General features: G+C 70.9%; 27 protein-coding genes. 20 read left to right on the top strand and 7 right to left on the bottom strand.

Annotation, left to right across the window (positions count from 1 at the left end):
* Positions 1–2 precede the first annotated feature (2 nt).
* On the top strand, positions 3–266 hold the full coding sequence (locus tag JF597_RS35690) for a DUF3099 domain-containing protein (RefSeq protein WP_294005149.1): 264 nt from the start codon (positions 3–5) through the stop codon (positions 264–266).
* Between the two features lie 129 nt (positions 267–395).
* On the opposite strand, the gene JF597_RS35695 is transcribed toward JF597_RS35690, so the two are convergent.
* On the bottom strand, positions 396–758 hold the full coding sequence (locus tag JF597_RS35695; RefSeq protein ID WP_294005152.1) for a DsrE family protein: 363 nt from the start codon (positions 756–758) through the stop codon (positions 396–398).
* A 40-nt stretch (positions 759–798) separates the two neighbouring features.
* A complete protein-coding gene (locus JF597_RS35700; protein WP_294005155.1) occupies positions 799–1,845 on the bottom strand; it encodes a nuclear transport factor 2 family protein in 1,047 nt (348 codons plus the stop codon).
* A gap of 277 nt (positions 1,846–2,122) precedes the next feature.
* Here JF597_RS35700 and sigJ point away from each other — a divergent pair, with 277 nt between their 5' ends.
* Positions 2,123–3,010, top strand: coding sequence for an RNA polymerase sigma factor SigJ (sigJ, locus tag JF597_RS35705; protein ID WP_294005295.1), 888 nt, complete (start codon positions 2,123–2,125; stop codon positions 3,008–3,010).
* Positions 3,011–3,128: 118 nt separating this feature from the next.
* Positions 3,129–3,725: a hypothetical protein gene (locus tag JF597_RS35710; RefSeq protein ID WP_294005157.1), complete on the top strand. Its 597-nt coding sequence runs from the start codon at positions 3,129–3,131 to the stop codon at positions 3,723–3,725.
* 44 nt (positions 3,726–3,769) lie between these two features.
* Here the strand turns inward: JF597_RS35710 and JF597_RS35715 are convergent, their stop codons facing one another.
* Together JF597_RS35715 and JF597_RS35720 are read right to left on the bottom strand one after the other, a co-directional pair.
* A complete protein-coding gene (locus JF597_RS35715) occupies positions 3,770–3,922 on the bottom strand; it encodes a hypothetical protein (RefSeq protein ID WP_294005160.1) in 153 nt (50 codons plus the stop codon).
* A gap of 72 nt (positions 3,923–3,994) precedes the next feature.
* On the bottom strand, positions 3,995–4,363 hold the full coding sequence (locus JF597_RS35720) for a hypothetical protein (protein WP_294005163.1): 369 nt from the start codon (positions 4,361–4,363) through the stop codon (positions 3,995–3,997).
* A 176-nt stretch (positions 4,364–4,539) separates the two neighbouring features.
* On the opposite strand from JF597_RS35720, the gene JF597_RS35725 reads away from it, so the two are divergent.
* From JF597_RS35725 to JF597_RS35735, 3 genes are read left to right on the top strand one after another with little or no spacing between them, the layout of a single operon-like run.
* Positions 4,540–5,382, top strand: coding sequence for a helix-turn-helix transcriptional regulator (locus JF597_RS35725; protein ID WP_294005166.1), 843 nt, complete (start codon positions 4,540–4,542; stop codon positions 5,380–5,382).
* Positions 5,364–5,636 (top strand): DUF397 domain-containing protein, encoded by a 273-nt coding sequence (locus tag JF597_RS35730; protein WP_294005169.1) that lies wholly within the window; start codon positions 5,364–5,366, stop codon positions 5,634–5,636. The genes JF597_RS35725 and JF597_RS35730 overlap by 19 nt, the downstream gene beginning before the upstream one ends.
* Positions 5,636–6,385 (top strand): maleylpyruvate isomerase family mycothiol-dependent enzyme, encoded by a 750-nt coding sequence (locus tag JF597_RS35735; protein WP_294005171.1) that lies wholly within the window; start codon positions 5,636–5,638, stop codon positions 6,383–6,385. Before JF597_RS35730 ends, JF597_RS35735 begins: the two co-directional genes overlap by 1 nt.
* A gap of 6 nt (positions 6,386–6,391) precedes the next feature.
* Here the strand turns inward: JF597_RS35735 and JF597_RS35740 are convergent, their stop codons facing one another.
* Complete coding sequence (locus JF597_RS35740; RefSeq protein ID WP_294005298.1) at positions 6,392–7,240, bottom strand: LysR substrate-binding domain-containing protein; 849 nt, start codon at positions 7,238–7,240, stop codon at positions 6,392–6,394.
* A gap of 98 nt (positions 7,241–7,338) precedes the next feature.
* On the opposite strand from JF597_RS35740, the gene JF597_RS35745 reads away from it, so the two are divergent.
* From JF597_RS35745 to JF597_RS35780, 8 genes are all read left to right on the top strand, one after another.
* Entirely contained in the window at positions 7,339–7,818 is a 480-nt protein-coding gene (locus JF597_RS35745; RefSeq protein WP_294005174.1) for a cupin domain-containing protein, read from the top strand.
* The gene (locus JF597_RS35750; RefSeq protein ID WP_294005176.1) at positions 7,815–8,174 is read left to right on the top strand and encodes a DoxX family protein; all 360 of its coding nucleotides are present in this window, start codon (positions 7,815–7,817) and stop codon (positions 8,172–8,174) included. The genes JF597_RS35745 and JF597_RS35750 overlap by 4 nt, the downstream gene beginning before the upstream one ends.
* 99 nt (positions 8,175–8,273) lie before the next feature.
* Complete coding sequence (locus tag JF597_RS35755; protein WP_294005179.1) at positions 8,274–9,080, top strand: hypothetical protein; 807 nt, start codon at positions 8,274–8,276, stop codon at positions 9,078–9,080.
* The gene (locus JF597_RS35760) at positions 9,077–10,126 is read left to right on the top strand and encodes a hypothetical protein (RefSeq protein ID WP_294005182.1); all 1,050 of its coding nucleotides are present in this window, start codon (positions 9,077–9,079) and stop codon (positions 10,124–10,126) included. The genes JF597_RS35755 and JF597_RS35760 overlap by 4 nt, the downstream gene beginning before the upstream one ends.
* 337 nt (positions 10,127–10,463) lie before the next feature.
* The gene (locus JF597_RS35765) at positions 10,464–11,357 is read left to right on the top strand and encodes a hypothetical protein (RefSeq protein ID WP_294005185.1); all 894 of its coding nucleotides are present in this window, start codon (positions 10,464–10,466) and stop codon (positions 11,355–11,357) included.
* A gap of 232 nt (positions 11,358–11,589) precedes the next feature.
* Positions 11,590–12,165 carry an FABP family protein gene (locus JF597_RS35770; RefSeq protein ID WP_294005188.1) on the top strand — a complete coding sequence of 192 codons (576 nt, stop codon included), beginning with the start codon at positions 11,590–11,592 and terminating at the stop codon, positions 12,163–12,165.
* A gap of 34 nt (positions 12,166–12,199) precedes the next feature.
* The gene (locus JF597_RS35775; RefSeq protein WP_294005191.1) at positions 12,200–12,676 is read left to right on the top strand and encodes a transcriptional repressor; all 477 of its coding nucleotides are present in this window, start codon (positions 12,200–12,202) and stop codon (positions 12,674–12,676) included.
* A gap of 10 nt (positions 12,677–12,686) precedes the next feature.
* Positions 12,687–13,652, top strand: a complete 966-nt coding sequence (locus JF597_RS35780) for a folate-binding protein (protein ID WP_294005192.1) — start codon at positions 12,687–12,689, stop codon at positions 13,650–13,652.
* A 44-nt stretch (positions 13,653–13,696) separates the two neighbouring features.
* Here the strand turns inward: JF597_RS35780 and dtd are convergent, their stop codons facing one another.
* Positions 13,697–14,122, bottom strand: a complete 426-nt coding sequence (gene dtd / locus JF597_RS35785; RefSeq protein WP_294005195.1) for a D-aminoacyl-tRNA deacylase — start codon at positions 14,120–14,122, stop codon at positions 13,697–13,699.
* A gap of 158 nt (positions 14,123–14,280) precedes the next feature.
* Here dtd and JF597_RS35790 point away from each other — a divergent pair, with 158 nt between their 5' ends.
* The 3 genes from JF597_RS35790 (at position 14,281) to JF597_RS35800 (ending at position 17,573) form a co-directional block, all read left to right on the top strand.
* Positions 14,281–14,874: an aerial mycelium formation protein gene (locus tag JF597_RS35790; RefSeq protein WP_294005197.1), complete on the top strand. Its 594-nt coding sequence runs from the start codon at positions 14,281–14,283 to the stop codon at positions 14,872–14,874.
* A 133-nt stretch (positions 14,875–15,007) separates the two neighbouring features.
* On the top strand, positions 15,008–16,288 hold the full coding sequence (locus JF597_RS35795; RefSeq protein ID WP_294005200.1) for a GNAT family N-acetyltransferase: 1,281 nt from the start codon (positions 15,008–15,010) through the stop codon (positions 16,286–16,288).
* Between the two features lie 364 nt (positions 16,289–16,652).
* On the top strand, positions 16,653–17,573 hold the full coding sequence (locus tag JF597_RS35800) for a winged helix-turn-helix domain-containing protein (RefSeq protein WP_294005203.1): 921 nt from the start codon (positions 16,653–16,655) through the stop codon (positions 17,571–17,573).
* Between the two features lie 28 nt (positions 17,574–17,601).
* Here the strand turns inward: JF597_RS35800 and JF597_RS35805 are convergent, their stop codons facing one another.
* On the bottom strand, positions 17,602–17,793 hold the full coding sequence (locus JF597_RS35805; RefSeq protein ID WP_294005205.1) for a hypothetical protein: 192 nt from the start codon (positions 17,791–17,793) through the stop codon (positions 17,602–17,604).
* 145 nt (positions 17,794–17,938) lie between these two features.
* Here JF597_RS35805 and JF597_RS35810 point away from each other — a divergent pair, with 145 nt between their 5' ends.
* From JF597_RS35810 to JF597_RS35820, 3 genes are all read left to right on the top strand, one after another.
* The gene (locus tag JF597_RS35810; RefSeq protein ID WP_294005208.1) at positions 17,939–18,808 is read left to right on the top strand and encodes a GntR family transcriptional regulator; all 870 of its coding nucleotides are present in this window, start codon (positions 17,939–17,941) and stop codon (positions 18,806–18,808) included.
* 29 nt (positions 18,809–18,837) lie between these two features.
* Positions 18,838–19,551 (top strand): HAD family hydrolase, encoded by a 714-nt coding sequence (locus tag JF597_RS35815; RefSeq protein WP_294005210.1) that lies wholly within the window; start codon positions 18,838–18,840, stop codon positions 19,549–19,551.
* Positions 19,552–19,693: 142 nt separating this feature from the next.
* Complete coding sequence (locus tag JF597_RS35820) at positions 19,694–20,566, top strand: winged helix-turn-helix domain-containing protein (protein ID WP_294005213.1); 873 nt, start codon at positions 19,694–19,696, stop codon at positions 20,564–20,566.
* Positions 20,567–20,570: the final 4 nt, after the last annotated feature.

Here is a 20,570-nt window from a genome sequence, read left to right on the forward strand (position 1 = left end):
GCATGCTGGCCCGTCGCCGTCGCGTCTACTTCGTCATGATGGGGATCTGCATCGGTCTCTTCGTCCTGGCGTGGGCAGTCGTGCGCATCTGGTCCGTCCCCGCCGCCGTGGGGATGTGCGTGGTGGCCATGGTCATCCCCCCGGTCGCCGCGATGGTCGCGAACCGTCGCGGACCCGACGACCGCTGGTGGGACGACCCCTCAGGTGATCCGCAGTCGGACGAGTGGTGGGACGAGCTGGACGGCAAGAAGCGGCCGAGGTCCTGACGGCCGCGCCCCGTAGGGGCCAGGGGCGCGGGGCCGTATCCGATATGCGGCTACCGCCGCGTGGGCGTGACCAGCCACGACGGCGCCGCAGTCGGCAGACGACGCGTCGCGGCACCTCCTGCGGAGCGCTCAGTACACGAGCGCCTGCACCCCGTCCGCCATCGCCTCCTGCACGAAGACCTGCGCGCCCGCGATCCGTACGCCCTCGATGACGTCCTTCTCCGTGATGTCCCGGCGGGCCGCGCACTGGGTGCAGAGGGTGAGCGTGCCGCCCGCGAGGATCGAGTCGACCAGGTCGGGGAGCGGGGCCGCGTGCGGGAGCTCGAACTCGGCGGCCCGGCCCGGCAGGGCGAACCACGCGGACTCGCCGGTCAGCCACATCGACACCTCGACGCCGCTCGCCACGGCCACCGCCGCCACCGTGAACGCCTGCGAGCACCGCTCGGGGGCGTCCGCCCCCGCCGTCACCTTGATCACCAGCTTCTTCGCCATGCCGGAAGCGTAACCACCGACCAGGACCCGCCGCGTCCGGTCAGTATCCGACGGCCTCGCGGAGCAGCAGCACCGTGCCGCGCCCGGGGCGGGGCTCCGCGTTGAGGACGAGCAGCCGGTTGACGGCGCTGGGTGACCCGTACACCTCCCGGGCGCGGGCGTCCTCGAGCGGGAGGGCGTGTTCCTCGACGCGGCGCAGCGCCGTGTTCAGGTCGGGCACCACCTTCTGCGCGCCGACGACCCAGACCGCGTGGGCCGCCCCGCCGGCGTTGGCGGGGAGCTGGCTGCCGCCGAGGACGAGCGAGCCGGTCTCGGTGACCGCGGCGACGCTGTTGACGACGTACTCGGGACTGGCGAGCAGCCGGCGGATCTCGTCGGCGCCGGTGGCCCGGTCGATGGCCAGGACGCGCGGGCGGACGGCGTCGTACCGGCCACCGGTGTTGATGTCCTCGTCGATGCCGGACAGCCGGAGCGTCTCGCTGGCTCCGGTGAACACGGTGGCGCCCTCGGGGAGCAGCTCCCTGACGCGGGCGCGCGCGGCCGCGGCGTCGTCCAGGATCTCGGCGGCGAAGCCGTTGGCACGCAGCGCGGCGGCCGTCAGCTCCAGCCGTTCGGCCGGTGCGGGGTCGGCGAAGGAGGAGGCGGGCACCGTCCGGGGTGCCGTGCCCGCCAGTGGGGAGGTGTCGAGGTACCTGACCTCGTACACCCGCTCGGCGAACCGCCAGCCCTCCGCGGTGCGCTGGTAACGGTCGTGGTAGACGGCGTAGTTGAGCCCCTGGCGGCCGTCGAGGGTGCGGGCGATCTCCTGGATGTAGGCGCGGCCGGTCGCGGTGTCGCCGTCGATCTGGATCGTGCCGGGGTGCGTGTTCTGCACGAAGAAGTCCCACTGGCTCTGCAGCCGCTCGCCCCCGGCGATGATCTCCTCGCGGCCGATCTGCTCGGCGGGGATGTTGGGCATGCGCAGGGCACCGTCCGGGGTGAACAGCGAGGCAAGGCGGGGCCGGTCGCGCATCATCGCCGCGTCGGTGAACTCGCCGCGCAGTGCCTCGATCTCCACGCGGTCCGCGATGGCCTGGAAGTCGTTCATCGAAGTCCCCTGGTCGTCTCGTCCTGTCGTCGTGCTCACCGGTACGACAACGCAGCCCCGCCGGATGTGAGGCGGCCCGCCGGCCTGACATTCCGGTGCGCTGTTCTGTCGTACCGGGTAGGGGCACAGCCACACGGGCGAGCGAGGGAGACGGCAGGCCATGACCACGGGAGCCGAGCAGGGCGAGCAGGGCGAGCGGGGCGAGCGGGGCGAGCGGGGCGAGCGGGGCGAGCGGGGCGAGCGGGGCGAGCAGGGCGAGCAGGGCCTCGGCGCGGTCATGAGCGAGCGCCGTCAGCTGATCAACCTCGCCTACCGGCTCCTCGGCTCCCTCGCCGACGCCGAGGACGTCGTGCAGGAGACCTACGCCCGCTGGTACGCCATGTCCGCGCCCGAGCGGCAGGCCATCGCATCACCCGGCGCCTGGCTGACCACGGTCGCCGGCCGCATCTGCCTCAACCTGCTCGGCTCGGCGCGCGCCCGGCGGGAGACGTACGTGGGCGAGTGGATCCCGGAACCGCTGCCGGAGCCCACGGAGTGGACCACCGCGCGCTCCGGCGGCGCCGACCCGGCCGACCGGATCACCCTCGACGAGTCGGTGACGATGGCCTTCCTCGTCGTCCTCGACGCGATGACCCCCGCCGAGCGCGTCGCGTTCGTCCTGCACGACGTCTTCCGCTACCCCTTCGGCGAGGTCGCCGAGATCGTCGGCCGCACCCCGGCGGCCTGCCGCCAGCTGGCCTCCTCCGCCCGCCGCCGCATCCGCACCGCGCAGGCCCCCGCGGGCCCGAACGCCGGGCAGGCCGGCATCGTCAAACGGTTCCGGACGGCGTGGGAGGCCAAGGACATCGACGCCCTGATCGGCCTGCTCGACCCCGACGCCACCGCGACCGCCGACGGCGGCGGGCTGGCCGTCACCCACCTCGACCCGATCGTGGGCGGTGAGCGGATCGCCCGTGCCTACGCCGAGATCGCCCGCGTGGCGGGCCACCGCACGACGTTCCTGGAGTGCACGGTCAACGGCCTGCCCGGCCTGGTCGCCGAGCAGGACGGCGCCGTCGCGACCGTCTTCGCCTTCGAGATCGCGGGCGACCGGATCAGGCACATCTGGGCGGTACGGAACCCGGAGAAGCTCCGTGCCTGGCGGTTCGGCCCGAACCAGCTCTGATCAGACGGTGAACGGGGTGCAGGCGTCGATGTACCCCCGAGGGGTGGGTATCCGACGGGTTCTCGGCCACAGTGGAGGTACCCGGTCGAGGGGAGCCGGGGCGGGGGAGGGGCGACCGATGGCGGAACCCGATCTGTTCGCGCTGGAAGCCGTCGTGGTGGGGCAGCCGAAGCGTTCGAAGTGGCGCACGTACCGGGGCCCCGCCCTGGCCGTGTCCACCGTGGAGGGGACCCCGCTCGCCGAGGTCACGGACATCGGCCACATGCACTTCGTCCTGACGAGAACGTCCGGCGAGGTCGTCGTCCGAATCGAGAAGCGTTCCTGGGCCGAGTCGTTCCAGCAGTTCGGGCCGGTGCGGTTCCACTTCGTCGACGGAGCGGACCGGGAGATCGGCACCGCCGGTGCCCGTGGACTCGTCAAGTCGCGGCAGCTGAGCCTCTGGACCGAACAAGGACGCCGACTCCTTCTCACGCGGCTGAGTGCGGCGTCGGTCGAATGGCGCCTCACGGAGGCCGACCCGGAAAGCGGCGATCCCGCGCCGGAGATCCTCGGCCGGGTCGAGGTGAGCACCATCGACCCGTGGCTCGGGTTGCAGCAGTACGTCGTCGAAATGACGCCCCGCCTGGACGCCTCCGAACGGCGGACGTTCGTCGCCTCGGTCGTCTGTCTGCACCTGATCCGCCGGCCGCCGGGCGAGGGCTCCGGGGCGGCGTGAGTGCGCCGCAGCCGACAGACACCGGCAGGCGCCCGCCGAACGGCTTACGCCGGGGTCAGCACCGCGTAGTCGGCGAAGACGCGCCGACAGCACATGTGCCGGGTCTCCTGCGTATGCCTGCGCTGCCACTCCTCCACCTGCGCCGGATGCCCGCACACCCCCGACTCGGCCCCGCAGTCCTCCTCGTCCCCCGACACGCACCGCGTACTCGGGCGCCGCGCCCGCGCCCTGCACGATCCCGTACGGCACGTACCGGAAGAGACGGCGGGTCACGGGTGCTCCGCCCGCTGGTGCTGGCGCAGCAGCACGTTCGCGTCGGTGGCCGCGCTGTGGTCGTGGGCGGCGCGCGCGGTCTGCCGCCGGTCGTCGAGGTGCGTGCACTCGGCGCAGCCGGGCACGGGCCACGGCGGCCGGCTGAGGTCCTCGGGGTCCGGTGGCAGGGCCCGGGTACGGTCGTTCGCCGCCCGTACGCCCGCACTGAGCCGCTCTCTGTCGGTGGCAGGCCGCAGCGTCGACGGATGAGCCTGCCACTCTCTCCCTCCCCCCACGGGACGCAGCATCGCGTACGGCCCCGACTGGTCCCGGTACTCGCCGACCTGGTCGGTTGCGGTGTCGTAGAGCAGGGTTCCGGGCTCCATGGCATTCGCTCCTTTTGTCCAACATCTATACGAAATGCGAGAGTTGGACTACTCTGCGTGTCGAGGCTGCTACGAGGATGGCCGGGAGGTGGGGTCGGCGCGCCGAGGAGGAGCGGTTCTTCCCCGTCTGGCGGCGCTAATTCCACAAATTCCACGGGGAATCCGGGAGGGGTTCGGTGCCGCAGAGGCGGGTGGTGACGGGACGCAGTCAGGAGCCGAGGCAGCGGTTCGCGGAGGAGCTGCGGTTGCTGCGGGCGGAGAAGGGGGTGAGCTTAAGGGAGCTGGCGGAGGAACTGGGCTGGGACGCGTCCAACTTCGGGAAGATGGAGAGCGGGCGGACTCTGGGGAGCCCGGAGGTCGTGGAGGCGCTGGATCAGTTCTACGGGACGCCTGGGCTGTTGCTGGCCCTGTGGGAGCTGGCGGTTGGGGATCCGTCGCAGTTCAAGGAGCAGTACCGGCGGTACATGGTGTTGGAGGCGGAGGCGGTGAGTCTGTGGCACTACGCCGTGAGTCGTCCGCCGGGAATGCTCCAGACTCCGGCGTACGTGCGTGAGGCGCTGGCGGCGGGCGGTCTGAAGGACGAGGAACTGGAGCAGCAAGTCGTCGCGCGGATTGGGCGGCAGACGGTCCTGGAAGGCGACGACGCCCCGCCGTTTCGCGTCATTCTCTCGGAGGCCGTGCTCCGTAATTCGCTACGCGACCAGGGGGAGTGGCGTGAGCAGCTGGAGTACCTGTTGGTAGCGGGGGAGCGCCCGAACATCGCGCTCCACGTGTTGCCGTTCGGTACTGGCCTACATGGTCTGGCGAGCACTGACGTGATGTTCCTGCGGCTGCCGGACGGTCGCACGGTGGCCTATGCAGAAAACGACGTTCGGGGCGAACTGGTCGAAGAAACAAGCAGGGTTGAGCACCTGCACCGCACCTATGATGCCGTACGTGACCTGGCGTTGAGCCCTGCCGAGTCGCGGACGTTCATCTTGCGGATGCTGGAGGAAGTGCCGTGCGAGCCATCAACTTGACCAACGTAACGTGGCGCAAGAGCAGCTACAGCAACTCCGACGGCGGGCAGTGCATCGAAGTCTCCGACGACCTCCTCCGCACCGCCTCCTGGCACAAGAGCAGCTACAGCAACACAGCTGGTGGCGATTGCCTCGAAGTAGCCGCCAATCTCCCCTCCCTCGTCCCCGTCCGTGACAGCAAGGACCCCTCCCGCGGAACCCTCCTCTTCGAAGCCTCCGCCTGGGCGGCCTTCGTCGAGCGGGTGGGGCGCTGATGCTGGACTACGGCCTCGACACCTCCGGATTAGATCGCGACCTCGGCCTGCCCGGCCTGGTCGCCGAAGGCGATGAGCTCGACGCGCTGGTGTCGGCGCACGCCGACTGGTCGCTGCCCACGCCGGCCGAGGGCTGGACGATCGCCCACCAGATCGCTCACCTCGCGGCGGCTGACGCGAACGTGCTGGTCGCCGTACGGAAGCCCGACGCGTTCGACGCGGGTGGGCACGACGCGGATCGCGACGCCGCCGAGGGTGCGGCCAGGCCCCGGCCGGCGCTGCTGGCGGAGTGGCGCGCGGGGCGGGCCGAGGTGGCGGCGGCGCTGCGGGACACGGCACTGGACCACGCGTTCCCCTGGTACGGCTCGCAGCTCACCGCAACGCTCATGGTGCCGCTCCGGTTGATGGAGACGTGGGCGCACGGCCAGGACGTCTACGACACGCACGGTGTCCCGCACCGCGCGACGGGCCGGCTCCGGCACATCGCCGCGTTGGGAGTGATCGGGCGGGAGCTGTCCTTCTACGCGGCCCAACTGCCCATGCCGACCGAGCCGTTCCGGGTCGAGCTGACCGGTCCCGACGGCCGGACCTGGGTGTGGGGCCCCGAGGACGCCGCGCAACGGATCCGGGGCAGCGCCCTCGACTTCTGCCTCCGGGTCACGCACCGCAGGTCCCTCGCCGAGACCGGCCTCACCGCGGTGGGCGAGGACGCGAAGAAGTGGCTCGACGTCGCTCGCGTCTTCCTCTGACCCCGGTCAACCGTAAGCCGCGAGTGCCACCCGCACGAACGACCGCAGCAACGGATTCCCGTCCCCCTGCGCCCACGCCACCACCACCCGGCTCGGCGGCATGTCGGCGACCGGTACGACCGTGAGCCCGTCGCCCGGGTCGTGGCCGGCGAGCGTCATGCCGACCGTGCCGTTCCAGAGCACCGCCTGCCGGCACTCCTGGACGGCCCGCACGACCGGCCCCTCCCGTGCCTCCCCGCCGTTCCAGTACGACTGCCAGAGCGGGTCCGTGCCCTCCGGGAACCGGAACCAGCGCCGGTCGGCGAGGTCGGCCAGCTCCAGGCTCTCCCGGCCGGCCAGCGGATCGTCGGCGCGGAGCAGCGCCCCCACCGGATCGGCCCGCAACTCCCGCACCGCCAGCCCTGTTCCGTCGAACGGCGCGCGGGTGAGGGCGACGTCGACGGCACCGGCGTGCAACCCGCACGTGGGGTCCGTCAGGTCGGTCTCGCGGATGCGGATCTCGACGCCCGGGTGGCGTTCGCGGTACGCACGGGCCAGCCGCCGTACCCCCGGATCGGTGCTGTCGCCGAGGAGGCCGACGGTCAGGACGGCGGTCCCCGCCGCCGTCGCGACCCGCACGCGCAGCCGGTCGGCCTGGTCGAGCAGTGCGCGGGCCTCGTCCAGGAGGACGGCCCCGACGGGGGTCAGCGCGACCCCTGCCGGCGACCTCTCGAGGAGCCGTGCCCCGACCTCGGTCTCCAGCGCCTTGATGGCACGGCTCAGCGGAGGCTGGCTCATGTGGAGCCGTGCGGCGGCCCGGCCGAAGTGGAGTTCCTCGGCGACCGCCACGAAATAGCGCAGCGTCCGTAGCTCCATACGCTCTATACGCTCCATACAGCAACGATACCGATCGGGTATCGGGTCGGCGGAACAGGTCTTGGACGGCTGGACCGCCCTGGGCGTCGAATCGGAGCATGACGACTCACGACAACAACGTCCATCCCGCGGTATCCGTCGTCGGGCCCGGCGACGGCGAGGTGCTGATGCTCGGCACCACCCGGATGCGCGTCCTGGAGGACGGCCGTACCACCGGCCACCGCCTCGGCCTCGCCGAGTCCGTCCTCGCGCCGCACACCCCCGGTCCGCCGCAGCACCGGCACGCGCGGCACGACGAGGGCTTCTACGTCATCTCCGGCTCGGTGCGCTTCACCGTCGGGGGCGAGGAGTACGACGCCACGGCCGGAACCCTCGTCATGGTGCCGCCCGGCGCCCCGCACACCTTCGCCAACGTCACCGGCGAACCGGCCGTCATGCTCAGCACGTTCACCCCCGACCTGTACGTGCAGTACTTCCGGGACCTGCGGGACCTGTTCGCCACTGGTGAGCCGCCGAGCCCGAGCGTGAGCGCCGAGGTCATGAGCCGCTACGCCACCGAGCCGGCCACCTCCTCATGAGCGTCGCGTACTGGGTGGTGGCCGGTCTGCTCGCCCTCTTCTACCTCTACGCGGGCGGGCTGAAGGTCGTGGGGAGCAGGGAGCGGCTGCTGCCGATGATGGCGTGGGTGGACGGCACGCCGATGCCGGCCGTGCGGGCGATCGGGGGCGTCGAGGTCCTCGGTGCGGCCGGCCTCGTCCTGCCGCGCCTGACCGGCGTCGCGCCCCGGCTGGGCCTGGCCGCCGCCGTCGGGTTCGTCCTGCTCCAGGTCGGCGCGGTCAGGGTCCATTTGAGGATGGGGGACCGCCAAGTGGCCCTCAATCTCGTGCTCTTGCTCGCGGCGGGGGCGACTGTCGGGCTGGCGGCGGTGTCCTGATCGTAATTAATCCTTGTACAACTCATTGAACGGACCACGAGTCTCCTGTGGCGCGCGGATCAAGGAATCCGTGCTCCCGTTTGTGCACAGGGGGACGAAATGGACGTACCAGATACACCGCCGGGACCTCGGCCGGAACCACCACAGGAAACAGCGCCGGAATCGCTTCCGGACGCCTCGCCCGCGCGTGGGCGGAGGGCGGGCCGTACCGCCGCGCTGATCGCCGGTGCCGCCGTGCTCGGCGTCGTGGCCGGCGCCTGCGTCGGCTACCTCGTCCAGGCCGACCGGACGCCCACCGCCCTGCCGTCCCTCTCCCAGCCGTCGGTCGCGCAGGCGAAGGGCGCCGGTCCGGAGCCGCTGTCGGCCGCCGAGGACCGGAAGGTCAAGGTCGACGGCGACCTGCGCAAGCTGCTGCTGAAGAAGCCGAGCGGCGCGCGCAAGGGGCTGTACACGGTGGGGACCGACGGCTGGATGGACCTGACCGAGTACGCGGACACCTTCGACAAGCCGGCCGCGGCCTTCCGCAACCTGGTCGCGGAGGACGACTTCCGGCGGGCGGCCGCCACCACCTGGCGGGAAGGCAGCACCTACAGCGTCGAGATCCGGCTGATCCAGTACCGGCAGGAAGAGAACGGCTCGACGGCCGAGGACGCGGCGGCGGACGCGTACTACTGGGCCGACTCGGCCGCCGAGGACACCGAGAGCTGGCCGGTCCCCGGCACCGGCGACGGCATGGCGTACGTCCACCACAAGCCCGACAGCAAGCCGGGCTATCTGGACATGTACTCGGCCGAGGCACACGCCTGGCGCGGTGACATCGCCATGGAGATCTGGGTCTACGACACGAAGCCGATCCCGAAGGCGAAGATCATGGATCTGGCGAAGCGGCAGATGGAGCGGCTGTGAGCGAGCAATCCGTGAACCCCGAGACCACGACACCGGGCACGGCCGTCCCCGAGCCGGCGGTCTCCGAGGCCGTATCCGAGCGGGCGGTCCTCGACGCCGTTCCTGAGTCGGCGCTCCCGGAGGCCGTTCCTGAAGCGGCGGTCTCCGGGGAAATATCTGAGCCAGTGGTCTTCGAAGCCGTATCCGAGTCGCCGCTCTCCGACGCCGTGTCCGATTCGGCGCTCTCCGAGGACGTTTCTGAGCCGACGATCCCCGAAGCCGTTTCCGCCGTGCCCCTTCCCGCCCCCGCCCCCGACGCTGCGGCTCCGGCGGCGCGGTCCCGGCGGCGTACCGGTGTCTTCGTCACCGCCGGCGTCCTCGCCGCGGCCGTCGTCGCGGGTGCCGCCTGTACGGTCGTGACCGTGCGTGCCGCGGACCGCGACCCCGGTGCCCCGGTCTGGAGCCTGCCCAAGGACTCCAAGAGCGTGCGGGCGGCGACGGAGACCGGTCTCCAGGGGGTGCTGCTGCCGTACGAAAAGGGCCGGTACGGGCGTGGCCCGGACCTGGCCGGGTTCGGGTCGGACGTGCGGCTGACCGGCGCCCAGGCCACGGCGCTGCGCAAGGAGTCGATCCAGGACCTGCCGCGTTCGCAGCGCCGGGAGCTGGACCGGCAGATCGACAGGAACCCGGTCAAGGGCATGGTGATGCGCAGCTACCTGTACACCGCCGGGGCCGAGGACGACGAGTACACGATGGACATCCAGCTGGCGCAGATGGAGAACCGGGCCACGGTCCGCTCCATCGCCACCGCCGAGCGGGAGCTCTTCGACTCGCTGGACATCTTCCGCAAGGGCCCGGAGATCGCGGGGTACAAGGACTCGACCTCGTGCTTCCTGCCGCCGGCCGATTCGGGCGAGAAGCTGGACTCGATGCTCTGCTACGGCTACGTGGGCGACGTCCTGGTCGCCGCCACGGCCACCGCGGCCAAGCCGCTGGACACGAAGAGCGCGGCGGACATGCTGCACGCCCAGCTCGAACGGATCAAGGACCCGGGGGCGGCCGTATGACCACCGAGACGAACACGAACACGGACCCGAACGAGGCCCCGAACACGGCCTCCGCCACGCTCCCGGCTCCGGCTCAGGCTGCGGCCTCGGCCCCGGACCTGCTCGTGGCTCCGGCTCCGGCCCCGGCTCCGGCTCCGGCCTCGGCTCCGGCCGCAGCTCCGGCCGGGCCCCGGACCTGCTCGTGGCTCCGGCTCCGGCCCCGGCTCCGGCTCCGGCCTCGGCTCCGGCCGCAGCTCCGGCCGCGGCCTCGGCCCCGGCTCCGGCTGCGGCCTCGGCCCCGGCTCCGGCTGCGGCCTCGGCCCCGGCCCCGGCTGCGGCCTCGGCCCGGGACCTGCTCGTGGCTCCGGCTCTGGCTCTGGCCCCGGCCTCGGCCCCGGCCCCGGCTCTGGCTTCGGACCCGCTCCCGGCCCCGGCCCCGGGCCCCGACCCGCTCCCGGCCCCGGACGTCGCGCAGCCCGTGAAGAAGGACCGGCGGCTGCTGCGGGCCACGCTCCGGTGGGTCGCCGCCGTGGCCGTCTTCGGGGTTGTCGGGACCGGAACGGCGTACGGCATCACGCGGCTCGACCGCACCGACGTACCCGGTCTCGCCACGCACTCCGACGGCCGCTGGACGTACCCCGTCCTCGTGAAGCCCCCGCTGCCCTCCGGCAGCCCGGGCCCGAACGACGACGCCCGCAACCCGGCCGGCACCCACTACGCCGACCTGCGGAAACTGGTCCTGCCGGCGCCGGAGGGCGGCACCGTCGACGCCTCGCTCAAGGGCACGGACGGCTGGCTGCCGACGAAGGGCTTCCTCGCCGAGTTCGCCACCGCGGACGACCGCGAGGAGCTGCGCCAGACGCTCGTCGACAACGGCCTGCGGCACATCACCGCCCGCGGCTGGACCACCCCCGACGGCACGCACACCCGGATCTACCTGCTCCAGTTCGACACGGCCGCGGTCGCGGAGGCGATCCTCAACGGGAAGTTCATGAGCCAGGCGGCGCCGTCCTACGCGCTGCGCGACGGCGACCAGTACGAACTCGACGGGAAGTTCCCGGACCCGGCCCGGATCGAGCACGTCCTGCTGGCGCCCTACACGGAGCTCAAGCCGTACGGCGCCCGGCAGGCCCGGCAGGCCTACCTGGCCTCCGGCGACACCGTCGGCGTGATCATCCAGTCCCGCAAGGGCAGCGCGCCCGCCGTCCCCTTCGAGCAGACGGTGACCCTGCAGAGCGAACTGCTGGACTGACCCCGCAGGGGTACACCTCGCCAAGAGCGCCGGGCCCGGGCCGCGTAAGCTGGGGCCCGGCTCTTGTACGTACGCCCGACCTCGCTCAAGGAGCACCCGTGGAAGCCTTCTTCGAAACCCTGCTGGTCCTGGTCTGCGTCGGCGTCCTCGCCTTCGCCTGGCTGACCGTGAAGAAGCTGTACCAGGGCCAGCGCTGAACCGAGTCCGAGCCCGAGTCTAGGAACCACCACTCATGATCGAGATTCCGTCCGACCTGCACAAGGACCTGGTCCCGCTCGCCTTTCTGCTCGGCAGCTGGGCCGGCGCGGGTGTCCACGACTTCCCGGGCTCCGAGAAGTGCAACTTCGGCCAGGAAGTCACCTTCAGCCACGACGGACGGGACTTCCTGGAGTACCACTCCCGCACCTGGGTGCTGGACCACGACGGCAACAAGGTCCGCCCGCTGGAGACGGAGTCCGGCTTCTGGCGCATCGACGCCCACCGCAAGGTCGAGGTCACGATGGTCCGCGACGACGGCGTGATCGAGATCTGGTACGGCGAGATGGCCGACCAGAAGCCCCAGATCGACCTGGTCACCGACGCCGTCGCCCGGACCGCCGCCTCCGCCCCCTACAGCGGTGGCAAGCGCCTCTACGGCTACGTCAAGAGCGACCTGATGTGGGTCGGCGAGAAGCAGACCCCCGAGGTCGAGCTGCGCCCCTACATGTCGGCGCACCTGAAGAAGGTCGTCACCCCGGAGGACGTCGAGCGCTGGGCCAAGGCCCTGCCCGACGACATGCCGGACGACGGGATCGCGTTCTTCAAGTAGTTCTGGATTTCGGAAGTAGTTCTAGACTTTCGGTGTGGTGAGCACCGACTGGAAGAGCGACCTCAGGCAGCGCGGCTACCGGCTGACGCCGCAGCGGCAACTCGTGCTCGAAGCCGTGGACACCCTTGAGCACGCGACCCCCGACGAAATCCTCGGTGAAGTGAGGAAGACCGCGTCGGGGGTCAACATCTCGACGGTCTACCGGACCCTGGAGCTCCTGGAGGAGCTGGGGCTGGTCAGCCACGCCCATCTCGGGCACGGTGCACCGACGTACCACCTCGCCGACCGGCACCACCACATCCACCTGGTCTGCCGCGACTGCGAGAACGTGATCGAGGCGGACGTGGCGGTGGCCGCGGAGTTCACCGCCAAGCTGCGGCGCGACTTCGGCTTCGAGACGGACATGAAACACTTCGCGATCTTCGGGCGTTGCAAGGACTGCACGCTGAAGAGAGCCACGGCGGCATCCGCCGCGTCCGCGTCCGTCCAGAGTTCAATTACCGAGTCGTAGGCTTACGCATATGAAGAGCCCCCTGCTGTCCCTGCCCGGCGCGGTATCCGCCGAAGGCGTGGACGAAGGCGTCGCCGCGCACTACGGCGACCTGTTCCGCGAGCAGCGCGCCCTCGCCGACGGCGCCGGTTTCGTCGACCTCTCCCACCGGGGGGTCGTGGCCGTCACCGGCGAGGACCGCCTCAGCTGGCTGCACCTGCTCCTCACCCAGCACGTCAGCGAACTGCCGGCCGGCGAGGCCACCGAGGCGCTGATCCTCTCCGCGCACGGCCACATCGAGCACGCGCTGTACCTGGTCGACGACGGCACGACCGTCTGGGCCCACGTCGAGCCGGGCACTCAGGAGGCGCTGATCGCCTACCTGGAGTCGATGAAGTTCTTCTACCGGGTGGAGGTCGCCGACCGCACCGCCGACTTCGCCGTCGTCCACCTGCCCGCCGGCTCCATCGCCGAGGCCCCGGAGGGCGCCGTCGTACGCGAGACGCCGTACGGCCGTGACCTCTTCCTGCCCCGCGCCGACCTGGAGGCGTACGCCGGGAAGGCCGGCCCTGCCGCCGGGCTGCTCGCCTACGAGGCGCTGCGCGTCGAGCACCACCGGCCCCGGCTCGGTTTCGAGACCGACCACCGGACCATCCCGCACGAGCTGGGCTGGATCGGCACCGCGGTCCACCTCCAGAAGGGCTGTTACCGCGGCCAGGAGACCGTGGCCCGCGTCCAGAACCTCGGCAAGCCGCCGCGCCGCCTGGTCTTCCTCCACCTCGACGGCAGCGAGGTGCACCTGCCGCCGCACGGGACCGAGATCCGGGTGGCCGACGAGGGCGAGGACGGCCGGAAGATCGGCGTCGTGACGACGTCGGTGCGCCACTTCGAACTGGGCCCGGTCGCCCTGGCGCTGGTCAAGCGCAACGTCCCGACGGACGCCCGGCTGGTCGCGGGGGAGACGGCCGCGGCACAGGAAGTGATCGTCGAGCCGTAACCCCGCCGTGCGCAGTCCTCCCCTCCCTTCGAGGAGGGGAGGACTCACATCTCCAGGAGGACGGTGAAGGGGCCGTCGTTCGTCAGCGACACCCTCATCTGCGCCCCGAACCGCCCGGTCGCCACGGTCGCCCCCAGCGACCGCAGCTGCGCGACCACCTCGTCCACCAGCGGCTCCGCCACCTCGCCGGGCGCCGCCGCGTTCCAGGTCGGCCGCCGCCCCTTGCGGGCGTCGCCGTACAGCGTGAACTGGCTGATCACGAGCAGCGGGGCGTCGACGTCACTGCACGACCTCTCGTCCGCCAGCATGCGGATCGACCAGAGTTTCCGGGCGAGTTGGGCCGCCTTCTCCTTGGTGTCCTCGTGGGTCACCCCGACGAGCACGCACAGGCCCTCGCCCTCGATCGCGCCCACCGTCTCGCCGTCCACGACGACGCTCGCGCCGTCCACCCGCTGTACCACCGCTCGCATGCGCACCATCATGCCCGGTGCTCGCATGGCCCTCACAGGGGGCCCATTATTGATCCTTAACATCCCAACTAGGGCCGTTCGGGGGCACTCGGTCACATTGCGGCCACTTGGGGTGGCACCATGCTTCCACACGCCGGTCGAGGGGACGGTTGAGACGTATGAGCACACCGAGCACCGGGCGACTGAAGACGCAGGGCACGCAGAGCGTGCAGAGCCTGCCCCGGCCGCCCGCACAGCGCGGCGAGGACATCCCGCTGCCAGCGGAGCCGCCGGAGCACGACCTGGGCCGCCTGAGCCTGCCCGAACTGCGCGTCCTGCGCCGGGACGCGCAGCGCGACGAGGCCGACCTCAGTTACGTACGACGGCTGCTCCAGGGCCGTATCGACATCCTGCGCGCGGAACTGGCCCGCCGCTCCCCGGCGGGTGCCGCCGCCGTCGTGGACCGGCTCCCGGAGATCCTCACGGACGCCCCGGCCCGCCACCGCTCCTCCGCCCGCCACGTCACCCTGGGCACTCCGCACAACGAGGAGTACGGCAGGCTGGCGGCCGACATGCTGGCCGAGGTCGAGCTCTCCGACCTCCAGGCCCGTACGGACACGGAGCTGACCGCGGCGATGGGCCGTCTGGTCCGCTACGAGCAGGAGGTGTCGCGGCGCAGGCAGCGCCTGCAGCGGACGGCCGACGACTCGAGCGGCGAGATCACCCGCCGCTACCGGGAGGGTGAGGCCCAGGTCGACGATCTGCTGACGTGAGGCGGAGCGCCCCGAAACGGGCGCTGGGGGTCCCCCGGCCGAAGGCTGGGGGAGGAACTGCGCGACAAGCCCCCACCGGCCGGCCGCCGAAATTCAATCGGCACCACCCCCACCCAACACCTACCGTGCTGTCATGACTGACGCCGTCGAAGTCCGCCCCATAACCGAACCCGAGCTCGCCGACTGGCACCGCGCCCTGTCCACCGGCTTCCTCCAGCGCCCCACCCTCTCGGCGGAGCAACTCGAAGCCCGCCGCAGGCAGTTCGTGCCGGGCAGACTTCTCGGCGCCTTCGACGGCCCCCTCCCCCATTCTCGGCTTCGCTCGAACGGGGGGACCCCCATCGTCGCGACGTTCCGCTCCTTCGACCAGGAGCTGACCGCGGTCGGCGGAGCGATCCTCCCCGCCGACGCCATCTCCAACGTCACGGTCACCGCCACCCACCGCCGCCGCGGCCTGCTCACCCGCATGATGAGCCAGGACCTGGCCGCGGCGAAGGAGCGCGGAGACGTGGTCGCGACCCTGATCGCCGCCGAGTACCGGATCTACGGCCGCTACGGCTTCGGTCCGGCGACCACGCTGACGGAGTGGACGGTCGAGGTCCCGCGGACCGGCCTGGACCCGCGCTGGGCGCGCCCCGAGGACGGTGGCCGGATCGACCTCGTCGACGGCGAGGACATCCGCAAACTCGGCCCCGACCTGCATGAACGCGTCCGCCGCAGCACCCCGGGCGCGGTCAGCCGCAGCGAGCTGTGGTGGCAGTTGCGCACCGGCGCGGTCCGCTTCGACGAGGAGTGGAAGGAGCCCTACTTCGCGGTGTACCGCTCGGCGGCCGGCGAGGTGGAGGGCATCGCGTCCTACGAGTCGGACGACAACTGGCAGGGCAAGCAGCCGTACAACACCGCCGACGTGCACTGGCTGCTCGGCACCACCCCGGCGGCCGAGCGTGCGCTGTGGCACTACCTGTGCTCGATCGACTGGATCACCAGGGTGAAGAGCGGCTGGCGGTCGCCGGACGACCTGCTGCCGCACTACCTGCCCGACCCGCGCGCGGCGCGGATCACCAACCAGGCGGACTGGCTGTGGGTGCGGATCCTGGACGTCGTACGGGCCCTGGAGGCGCGGACGTACGACAGGGCGGGTTCGCTGGTCCTGGAGGTGGCGGACCGGCAGGGGCTGGCCGGCGGCCGGTTCCGGCTGGACGCCTCCCCCGATGGGGCGTCCTGCACCCCGACCACCGACACCCCCGACCTCGCGCTCGACATCGCCGAGCTGGCGAGCGTCTGGCTCGGTGACCAGTCCGTGGCGCGGCTGCACGCTCTCGGACGGGTCCAGGAAGAGCGAGTGGGCGCCGCCCGGGAGGCCGACGCCCTGTTGCGCGCGTCCGGGCGGCCTTGGTGCCCGGACATCTTCTGAGGCGCTCCTTCCTCCCGGGGACGGTGCCTGAATCACCTGTGTTCACTTGTGGCTGTGCTGTGCTGAGCTGTTCTGCTCATCCGTAGCGAGCTGTGAAGTTGTGGCTGTGCGGGTCTGCCTGTGTTCGGTTGTCGGTGTTCAGTTGTGACTGTGCCGGTCGTGCTGGCCGCGCGCCCCGACGGCCGGCCCAGGTGGACCGGGCTCCCGGCTCCCCTCCGGAAGGGAACCCGGATGGCCAACCGTCGAGGAAGTATGACCATGTCGCTGGAGTTGGCGACCAACTCCACAGTACTTATCTCCACTTGGATGCGACTCATAACCACCTTCCCGTGAACTGCCGAAAGATGGCGGGAAGTTGTACTGTTTGTCCGTGGACCCGGAACTCGCCTCCGTCAATGGACGGAAGAGGTCACAGCGGCCTCAGGCGTCACACCACAAGGTGGCCGACGAGCTGCGCACCCGGATCAGGTCCGGGGAGCTGCGGCCGGGCCAGCGCATGCCCACGCAGGCCAAACTGGCGGACGAGTTCGGGGTCGAGCGCGGGGCGGTACGGCAGGCACTGCGCATCCTGCAGTCGGAGCACCTGCTCACCAACGTCTCGAAGGGCGCTCCGGCGACGGTCGCCCCGGGCCTCGGCCCGGCGCGCCCCGCGGTGGGCCCGGCAGCGCCCCCGCAGCCGACCATGGTGGCCCTCACCCCGCGCATAGAGGCGGCCTTCGCGGCCTCGCACGTGAGGATCGACGCGCTCTGCCTGACCTCGGTCTCGCTCAACCTCGCGCTCGGCGGGCCACTGCGGCTCATCCACGCGGGGCGGCTGGAACCGGCCAAGATCGACGTCCGGGTGCTGCTGCCGAGCCGGAACATCGACCTCGCGTTCCCGACGGCGGTGGCGGCCGACGCCTCGGCCGAGGACGCGGTGCACGAGCGCTGGCTGGCCCAGCGCAACGCACAGGGCCAGGTGCTGCAGCACAACCTGCTGGCGCTGCGCGCCACGCACGGCATCGACGTGCACGTCACCTTCCGGGCGCTGCCCTTCACCCCGCCGGTCAAGCTGTACCTGCTCAACGGTGCGGAGGCGCTGTTCGCGTACTACACGCTGGGGCGCCACGAGCGGGAGATCGACCACGAGCACCTGGAGACGTACGACGCCGAGGGCACGCGGTCGATGCTCTTCGCCTTCGAACAGGGCGCGGGGCTGCGGGACACCGCGTTCGTGGACCAGTCCACACGGTGGTTCGACGCCCTGTGGGGGACGATCAGTTCGGAGCTGCACCTGACGTCCTAGGGCCGCCCCTGTGTTCTTGGAGCGGTTCCTACAGGGCGGGCCCGGCGAGCACCAGGGCGAGCAGGACCGCCCCGGCGGAGCTGAACGCCGGGCTCTTGGCCTTGATGCCCACGGTGAGCAACAGCAGGCCGATAATGCCAGTGGCACCGTACTTCGACTGGACGATCTGCTCGAAGCCGACGACGAAGGCGGCGGAGAGGAGCGCGAGGGCGGCGGGCATGGTGGTTCCCCCCATCAGTCGGGAAGCAAGGCTTCCGCCAACTCAACCAAGTTGGTGACCAACTCTGATTAAGTTGTCCCCAGTTGGCCACTACTTATAAACAACCTCCAAACAACTCCCCCTAGATGGATCAAAGTTGTAGCGTTTGGTCGTGACTCAGGAGAACGTGGCAGTGAACGCCGGCAGCACACCTCAGGAGATCGCCGACACCCTGCGGCAACGCATCCGCTCGGGCGACCTCAAGGTGGGCGACCGCCTGCCCACCCAGGCCGAACTGGCCGAGGAGTTCGGTGTGGAGCGGGGGACCGTGCGCCAGGCCGTGCGGGTGCTGCAGGACGGTGGCTACCTCGTCGACGTAGGCAAGGGCAGCCCGCCGCGCATCGCCGAGCCCCGGCCCGCGGCACTGGACGAGCCCCAGCCGACGATGGTCGGCCTCGGACCCCGCATGACGGAGGCGTTCGCCGCCGCTCACGTCCGCATCGACGCCGCCTGCCTGACCGCCCAGAGCCTGCTGCCGGCGCTGGCCGAGCCCCTGCGCATGATCCACGAGGGCCGCATCCGCCCCGAGCGCATCGACGTCCGCGTGCTGCTCCCCAGCCGGGACATCCCCCTCGCCTTCCCGACGGCGGTCGACGGCGACGACGACACGGTCCACAACCGCTGGCTCGGCATGCGCAACGCCCAGGGCCACGTCCTCCAGTACAACCTCCAGGGCCTGCGCTCCACCCACAAGATCGACGTGAACGTCACCTTCCGGGCCCTGCCGTTCACCCCGCCGATCAAGCTGTACCTGCTCAACGACGCCGAGGCGCTGTTCGCCTACTACACGGTCACCCGCCGCGAGGAGCAGACGGAGGACGGCCTGCTCGACATGTACGACGCCGTCGGCTCGGAGTCCCTCCTCTTCTCCTTCGAGAAGCGAACCGGCCAACGGGACGCCGCGTTCGTGGAGCAATCGCAGAAGTGGTTCAACGCCCTCTGGGAAACCATCACGACGGACCTGACACTCTCTTAGTGACTTCTGATACGACGCAGACTGAACTGGTGGCAGCCAAGAGCAAGGACACGACCGAAGAGATCGCGGAACTGGTCAGAAGCGCCCGTGTCGTCCTCTGGGACTTCGACGGGCCGATCTGCCGGCTGTTCGCGGGACACTCGGCGGCGGGCGTGGCCGGCGAACTGGTCGACTGGCTGGCGGTCCGCGGCCTGCACGGCCTGGTCACCGAGACGGAGCGGGACTCCCTCGACCCGCATCTCGTCCTGCGCGCCGTGGACCGCCGGCATCCCGGCAGCGACCTGGTCGCGGAGCTGGAGGAACGTCTCACCAAGGAGGAACTGCGGGCCACGTCGACGGCGATGCCCACGGCGTTCGCGGACATCCTCATACAGACGTGGCGGGCGCGGGGCGCGCGCATGGCGGTCACCACCAACAACTCCCCCCGGGTGGTCCGCGCCTACCTCGACGACCGCGCCCTGACCCCGTGCTTCGCCCCGCACATATACGGCCGCACCCAGGACCTGCACCGCCTCAAGCCGGACCCGCACTGCCTCAACCGCGCCCTCAACGCGATGGGCGCCGCCCCCGGCGCGGCCCTGATGATCGGCGACTCACCCACGGACTTCCAGGCGGCCCGGACGGCCGGCGTCCCGTTTCTGGGCTACGCGCGTAACGCACGGAAAGCCAAGCTTTTGACCGAGGCCGGCGCGGAGTACGTGGTGGGGTCCTTGTGGCCGTTGCTGGAGACGCTGCGGCACTAGGGGGCATGGGGCGGATCTGCCTGGTTGCCGGTCAATATCAGGCATGTCCAGGCAGATTGATCCGTCAACCGGTTGCGGCAGCAGGGCTTCCTGCCTGACCGGCGCGTGTTTGCACGGCGGTTGAGGCAGGAACGTTCGCTGTATGGCGGCCAGGCAGGCACGTGACGGCGGTGGCAGGGCGTTCCGGCAGGTTTCCGAGGCGCTTCGGACCCGGATGGCGGACGGGACGTACCAGCTGGGTACCGAGCTGCCCGCCCAGGGCAAGTTGGCCAAGGAGTTCGGGGTGTCCCGTGACACTGTGCAGCGGGTGGTGCGCGAAGTGGGCAACGAGGGGTGGATCGAGTCCCGCCAGGGCAGCCCGGCGCGGGTCGTCAAGGTCCAGCGCGTGCAGTCCACCACGGCGAAGGCCAGCAGGTCACGGCAGGCGATGACGTTGCAGCCGCTGATAAGCGAGGCGTTCGAGCAACCCGAAGTCTCCCTGGACGTCTTCACGTTGACCTCTGAGTCTCTCGACACTCACATCCGGCTCCAGGCCGAGCGGATCCGGGCCGGTGTCATCGCCCCCGGCAGCATCGTCGTACGGCTGCTGCTGCCTGATCCTCTGCTCGACCTGCCGTACCCCGTGATCAGGCAGGACAAGGACGATCCGCGCCTGCGGGAGCGGCTGCGTGCCATCACCGACCGGCACACGGATTCCCTGCGTACCACCCTGCGGGACCTCCAGGCCGAGCGGTGGGTGCCGGCGGTCGACGTACAGGTCAGGCATGTGCGGCTGGTTCCGGCCTTCAAGCTCTACGTCATCAACATGACAGAGGTCCTCCATGCCCTCTACGAGGTCATCGAACGGCCCATCATCCTGGACACCGGCGAGGAGATCGACGCGCTTGACGTGCTGGGACTGGGCGCCATGCTGACGCACCACGTCGAGGACGCCGACCCGAACTCGCCGGGATCGGTCTTCGTGCTGAAGACGCGGTCCTGGTTCGAGTCGGTCTGGAACCTGCTTGCCGACTAGTTCG

Origin of the sequence: Streptomyces sp. (assembly GCF_019510245.1) — a bacterium.
In the GTDB taxonomy this organism is placed as follows: domain Bacteria; phylum Actinomycetota; class Actinomycetes; order Streptomycetales; family Streptomycetaceae; genus Streptomyces.